The following is a 5,591-nucleotide window of genomic DNA, read 5'->3' as shown; positions in this document are numbered from 1 at the left end:
GCCTTCGCCTGAGGGGCCCCGCCCCGGCCCGGACGGCACGCCGGACATGGGCCGAAGGGGGGACGCCTGCGGCGCGGCGGCCCCCACCGCCCCGCCCGCACCACAGATTCGACGGCATGGACAACACGGCCGTCGTGGTCATCGACATGCTCAACCCCTACCGGCACGAGGACGCCGACCTGCTGGTCCCGTCCGTCCGCACCGCACTGCCCCGCATCGTGGAACTGCTCTCCGCCGCCCGGGCCGCGCAGGTGCCCGTCATCTACGTCAACGACAACTTCGGCCAGTGGCGCTCCCACCACGGCCAGATCATCGACGTCGCGATGGCCGGCGCCCACCCCGAACTGGTGGAGCCGGTCCTGCCGGACGAGGACTCCCTCTTCGTCGTCAAGGCCCGCCACTCGGTGTTCTTCGAGACGCCGCTGGCCTACCTGCTGGGCACGATGGACGTCGGCCGCCTGGTGCTCGTCGGGCAGGTGACCGAGCAGTGCGTGCTCTACTCGGCGCTCGACGCGCACATCCGCCACCTCGACGTCGTCGTCCCCCGGAACGCGGTCGCCCACATCCACGCGGACCTCGCCGAGGCGGCCCTGCGGATGATGGCGGAGAACATGGGCGCCCGGGTCGTCGACGGCCCGGGCGAGCTGTGGCCGCAGCCCCCGGCGGAGTGAGCGCGCCCCGGCCGGCGGAGGGATTGCGGGGCCGGCAGGCGGGCAGGCGCGGACCGCCCCGGATCCCACGCGCCCCGGATCCCACGCCCCGGGCCCCACGCCCCGGGCGCAGCACCCTCGCACAGTCAGGAGGACAGGCCCATGACACAGCCCCAGCCCGCCCCCCGGGCGGCCGTGGTCACCGGCGCGGACTCCGGCATCGGCCGGGCGACCGCCGCCCGACTCGCCGAGGCAGGGATGGACGTCGGCATCACCTGGCACACGGACGAGGCCGGAGCCCGGGAGACGGCCGCCGAGGTGCGCGGCCACGGCAGGAGGGCTGCCGTCGCCCGCCTGGACCTCACCGACCTGCCGGCCGCCGCACGGGTCGTCGACGACCTCGCCGACGAACTCGGCCGCCTCGACGTCCTGGTCAACAACGCGGGCACCGGCACGGCCACCCCCTTCCTCGACATCGGCCTCGGCACCCTGCGCGAGGTGCTCGACGTCGACCTGGTCGGCCCGTTCCTGTGCTCCCAGCACGCCGCCCGCCGCATGATCGCCCAAGGCGGCGGGGGCCGCATCGTCAACGTCACGTCCGTGCACGAGCACCAGCCCCGCGTCGGCTCCGCACCGTACTGCGCGGCCAAGGGCGGCCTCGGCCTCCTCACCCAGGTGATGGCGCTCGAACTCGCCGAGCACGGCATCACGGTGAACGCCGTGGCCCCGGGCGAGATCGCCACCCCCATGACCGGCCAGGAGGACACCGACGTGCACCGCGAGCACCGCCCCGGCGTCCCCCTCGGCCGCCCCGGCGACGCCCGCGAGGTCGCCGCCGTCATCGCCTTCCTGGCCGGCCCGGACGCCTCGTACGTGACGGGCGCCTCCTGGGCGGTCGACGGCGGCATGCTCCGCATGGGCCCGATGGCCGGCTCCCATCTGCAAAGCGGGGACTGGCGCCGGCCCGGCGGGCGCTGATGCCGCCGGCCCCCACCGGACCCCGGCCCGGGCCCCGCGCCCGCAGAGCCCTCACCGGGCCTGGAGCCGGTGGAGCCGGAACTCCCCCAGCGGCAGGTCGAGGACGAGCGACCGGACCAGGTAGCGGCCGCGGGGGATGTCGACCCGCACGGTGCACTCCTCTTCCGTCTCCGCGCCGGGCACCCCGGAATCGATGAGGAAGTAGCGCCCGCCCAAGGAGATCTCGAAGGCGTCCTGCCATCCCGGTGCGCCCAGGGCCCGCTCCACCTCCCCGGGGACGTCGATCCCCTCGTCGGATCCGGCGTCCTGGACGAAGACCATGCTCTCTGGCAGGTAGGCCACGGGCAGGGCTTCGCCGCCGATGGTGAGGACCTCTCCGTGGCCGGGGAGCGCGATCCTGCCGACGCAGGCCCCGAACACCTCGTCCGCCTCGGTCCCGGCCCACCCGTCGAGACGGCTCGCGGGACACAGCGCGTAGTAGCCGAAGTCCGTCCCGTCGAGCCACGTGACCGCATTGCGCACAGGCATTCGATTCCTCCGCCCTGATCGGCGCCCCTGTCGACCGGACGGTCTAGAAGGCGCGCAGCAGGGGCTCTCCGTGCGGGGCGGCCGACCAGGCCGCCGTGGCCCGTTCCAGCTTGTCCGGGTTGACCTGGCTGCGGAACGCGGCGATGCCCTCCGGGGTGACCTGAAGGCAGATGACCCCGATCACCCGGCCGTCGACGACCGCCACGACGGCCGGTTCGCCGTTCGCGGTCGTCGCGTACATGTCCGCCGCGCCGCCGACCAGCTTCCGTTTCGCCGGGGCCGGCTTGAACAGGCCCCGCATGAACCTGGCGACCGCCACCGCGCCCTCGAAGGCCCTCGCACGGGCCGGGACCTTCCCGCCGCCGTCGCCGACCGCGATGGCGTCCGCGGTCAGCAGCCGCACCAGCGGCTCGGTCTCCCCGCTCGTCGCGGCCGCGAGGAACTCCTCCACCACCCGCCGGGCCGCCGCCCGGTCGATCTCGGTACGGGCCCTGCCGTCCGCGAGGTGCTTCTTGGCCCGGTGGAAGATCTGCTGGCTGGCCGCCTCCGACAGGTCGAGGATCTCGGCGATCTCCCGGTGCGGGTAGTCGAAGGCCTGCCGCAGCACGTACACCGCCCGCTCGTTGGGCGACAGCCGCTCCATCAGCACGAGTACCGCGTACGACACGGATTCGCGCTGCTCCGCGGTGTCCGCCGGGCCGAGCATCGGGTCCCCCTCCAGCAGCGGCTCCGGCAGCCACTGGCCGACGTACGTCTCGCGGCGGGCGCGGGCCGAGGAGAGCTGGTTCAGGCACAGGTTGGTGAGGACCTTCGTCAGCCACGCCTCGGGGACCTCGATGAGCGAGACGTCCGCGGCCTGCCAGCGCAGGAACGTCTCCTGCACGGCGTCCTCCGCCTCGCCCGCGGATCCCAGCATGCGGTAGGCGATGGCCTCCAGGCGCGGCCTCGCGGCCTCGAAGCGGTCGACGTCGTCCATGGTCAGCGGCATGCCCCGATCCTAGTGCGCGGACGCGGCGCGCCCGGAGGGGGAGGGGCCGACCGCCGTGCACCGCAAGGCGGTTGGGGCGCCGCCCCGGCTCACGCGCGCCGCTCCGCGCCCTCCCGCCCGCGCCGGGCGAAGCGGCCGGCGCGCCGGGTGCGGGTGTGCCGGTCGAGTTCCTCCAGGAGGCGCTGCGAGCGCTTGTCCACGCCCAGTTCGTCCAGTACCCGGTCCAGTTCGGCGAGGAGCGCGCCCTGCAGCTGCCACTCTGCGGGATCCTCCTGCACCTTCGCCAGCATCAGGTCCGCGAGCCGGTCCCGGCTCGCCCGGGCCACCAGCAGTTCCCCCGCCAGCCGCTCCTCCGCCTTCTCCGCGTTGGCGCTGACCTGCGCCGTGATCAACTGGGCGAAGCTCTCCACGGCCCGGGCCGTGTGGTCCAGCAGTTCCCGCAGCGCCGCCTTGACCTCGGCGGTGAACAGCGGGCTGTCGGGCCGTGCCTTCGCCAGGTCGGTCAGCGTCCGGCAGGCCACGCGCAGGACCACCGCGCAGATCTCCAGCGTGTCCAGGCCGGTCCGCAGCACCAGCCGGAACAGCAGGCCCTCCTTGACCCGCGGGTTCATCCGCAGGCTGTCCTCCGCCTGGCGCAGGGCCGCGTCCACCAGCGCGATGTCGTTGTCGAGGCGCCTCGCCTCGTGGAGCCGGGCCGCGGCCTCCTCCACCTTCGCGGGACCGGACGGCCAGTCCTCGCCGAGGTGGCCGAGCAGCCGGCTCATCCGGGCCGCGAGGTCGGTGATCGCGCTGCTCGCCGGGCCGACCCACACCGGAGGCGCGACGAGCAGGTTGATCAGCAGTCCGACGGCCGCCCCGATCAGCGTCTCCAGCACCCGGTCCCAGGCCGTGTCCGCCACCTGGGTGACACCCAGCACCAGCATGGCGCTGATCGCCACCTCCGGCACGAACTCGTCCACCCGCACCAGATGGCCCACCAGCAGCGACGCCAGGATGACCAGGCCGAGGCTCCACCAGGTCAGGCCCACCAACACACTGAAGCCGATGGCGATGAGCACCCCGGCGACCACGGAGTTCACCCGCCTGATGCCGGTGGTCAGCGTCGAGTAGAGGGTGACCTGGACGACGAGCAGCGCGGTCAGCGGGGCGGTCAGCGGCGCCGGCTCACTGCTCAAACGCAGCGCGATCACGTAGCTGATGACGGCGGCGGCGGTGGAACGCAGCGCCTGCACCGCGACCGGTTCGCGGTGCCGGCGGGCGAAGCGGGAGAGGGTATTGATCATCTGGGGCATACCTGCCCGCATTCCCCGGCCGGACCCCCGGGTGACAGGGGCGGCCGGGTTTTTACCTCCTTGGCCGCCCCCGCCGCACGCGCCTCCCGTTCGGCATCCGCGTACGACACCGCAGGCCGGCGATAGCGCGGCCCGGCCCGGGGTATACGTCCGCCATGGACGCGCAGGGGCAGGAGCAGGAAGAAGACGGCCGGCGGCACGACCCGGAAGGGCAGGCGCCGGGCCCCGAGGACGCGCTCCTCGAAGGGCTCAGCATCGACGCCAGCCGACCCGAGCAGCCGGTCCTGCTCGACGCCGACGGGCAGCCGATCCGCACCTGGCGGGAGAACTACCCGTACACCCGCAAGATCCGCCGGCCCGAGTACGAGCGCGCCAAGCGCATCCTGCAGATCGAACTGCTGAAGCTCCAGCGCTGGGTCAAGGACACCGGCGCCCGGGTGGTCGTGATCTGCGAGGGCCGCGACGCCGCCGGCAAGGGCGGCACCATCCAGCGCTTCACCGAACGGCTCAACCCCCGCGGCGCCCGCATCGTCGCCCTCGACAAGCCGACCGAGCGCGAGGCCGGACAGTGGTACTTCCAGCGCTACACCGCCCACCTGCCCGACCGCGGCGAGATCGTCTTCTTCGACCGCTCCTGGTACAACCGCGCCGGCGTGGAACGCGTCATGGGCTTCTGCACCGACGAGCAGTACGAGCGCTTCCTGCACCAGTGCCCCGCTTTCGAGGCGATGCTCGTCGAGGACGGCATCCTGCTGGTCAAGTTCTGGTTCTCGGTCTCCCGCTCCGAACAGCGCACCCGCTTCGCGATCCGGCAGGTCGACCCGGTGCGCCAGTGGAAGCTCTCGCCGACCGACCTCGCCTCCCTGGACCTGTGGGATGCCTACACCGACGCGAAGGTCGCCATGTTCCGAGCCACCGACACCGAGCACGCGCCCTGGACCGTCGTGAAGAGCAACGACAAGCGGCGCGCCCGCCTGGAGGCGATCCGCAGCCTGCTGTGGCGGATCGACTACGCCAGCAAGGACGAGAAGGCGGTGGGCCACCCCGACCCGCTGATCGTCGGCTCCGCGGACACCCTTCTGGAGGCGGGCGAGGAGCCGGCGGACCTGTCGCCCACCCCCCTGAGCGGGTCACCCACCGGCCCCGGCCAGCACC

6 protein-coding genes are annotated in these 5,591 nt (G+C 73.4%); 3 read left to right on the top strand and 3 right to left on the bottom strand.

Features of this window, described 5'->3' with window-relative positions; translation table 11 throughout:
• Positions 1-116: 116 nt before the first annotated feature.
• Together EF903_RS27650 and EF903_RS27645 are read left to right on the top strand one after the other, a co-directional pair.
• Positions 117-671 carry a cysteine hydrolase family protein gene (locus EF903_RS27650; protein ID WP_125547676.1) on the top strand — a complete coding sequence of 185 codons (555 nt, stop codon included), beginning with the start codon at positions 117-119 and terminating at the stop codon, positions 669-671.
• 141 nt (positions 672-812) lie between these two features.
• A complete protein-coding gene (locus EF903_RS27645; protein WP_125547675.1) occupies positions 813-1,628 on the top strand; it encodes an SDR family oxidoreductase in 816 nt (271 codons plus the stop codon).
• 51 nt (positions 1,629-1,679) lie between these two features.
• Here the strand turns inward: EF903_RS27645 and EF903_RS27640 are convergent, their stop codons facing one another.
• The 3 genes from EF903_RS27640 to EF903_RS27630 form a co-directional block, all read right to left on the bottom strand.
• A complete protein-coding gene (locus EF903_RS27640; RefSeq protein ID WP_125547674.1) occupies positions 1,680-2,156 on the bottom strand; it encodes an Imm21 family immunity protein in 477 nt (158 codons plus the stop codon).
• A gap of 43 nt (positions 2,157-2,199) precedes the next feature.
• Positions 2,200-3,144: an RNA polymerase sigma-70 factor gene (locus EF903_RS27635; protein WP_125547673.1), complete on the bottom strand. Its 945-nt coding sequence runs from the start codon at positions 3,142-3,144 to the stop codon at positions 2,200-2,202.
• A gap of 89 nt (positions 3,145-3,233) precedes the next feature.
• The gene (locus tag EF903_RS27630; protein WP_399421825.1) at positions 3,234-4,427 is read right to left on the bottom strand and encodes an aromatic acid exporter family protein; all 1,194 of its coding nucleotides are present in this window, start codon (positions 4,425-4,427) and stop codon (positions 3,234-3,236) included.
• A 164-nt stretch (positions 4,428-4,591) separates the two neighbouring features.
• On the opposite strand from EF903_RS27630, the gene ppk2 reads away from it, so the two are divergent.
• The coding region (gene ppk2, locus EF903_RS27625) for a polyphosphate kinase 2 (protein WP_125547670.1) at positions 4,592-5,591 on the top strand (1,000 nt) is incomplete at its 3' end.

It is taken from the genome of Streptomyces sp. WAC05292 (assembly GCF_003949955.1).
GTDB lineage: Bacteria > Actinomycetota > Actinomycetes > Streptomycetales > Streptomycetaceae > Streptomyces > Streptomyces globosus.
This window is presented reverse-complemented; position numbering and strand designations above follow the sequence as displayed.

Coding starts and splice junctions, on each gene's coding strand:
- EF903_RS27650 (WP_125547676.1), top strand. CDS start 117: ATGGACAACACGGCCGTCGTGGTCATCGACATGCTCAACCCCTACCGG.
- EF903_RS27645 (WP_125547675.1), top strand. CDS start 813: ATGACACAGCCCCAGCCCGCCCCCCGGGCGGCCGTGGTCACCGGCGCG.
- EF903_RS27640 (WP_125547674.1), bottom strand. CDS start 2,156: ATGCCTGTGCGCAATGCGGTCACGTGGCTCGACGGGACGGACTTCGGC.
- EF903_RS27635 (WP_125547673.1), bottom strand. CDS start 3,144: ATGCCGCTGACCATGGACGACGTCGACCGCTTCGAGGCCGCGAGGCCG.
- EF903_RS27630 (WP_399421825.1), bottom strand. CDS start 4,427: ATGATCAATACCCTCTCCCGCTTCGCCCGCCGGCACCGCGAACCGGTC.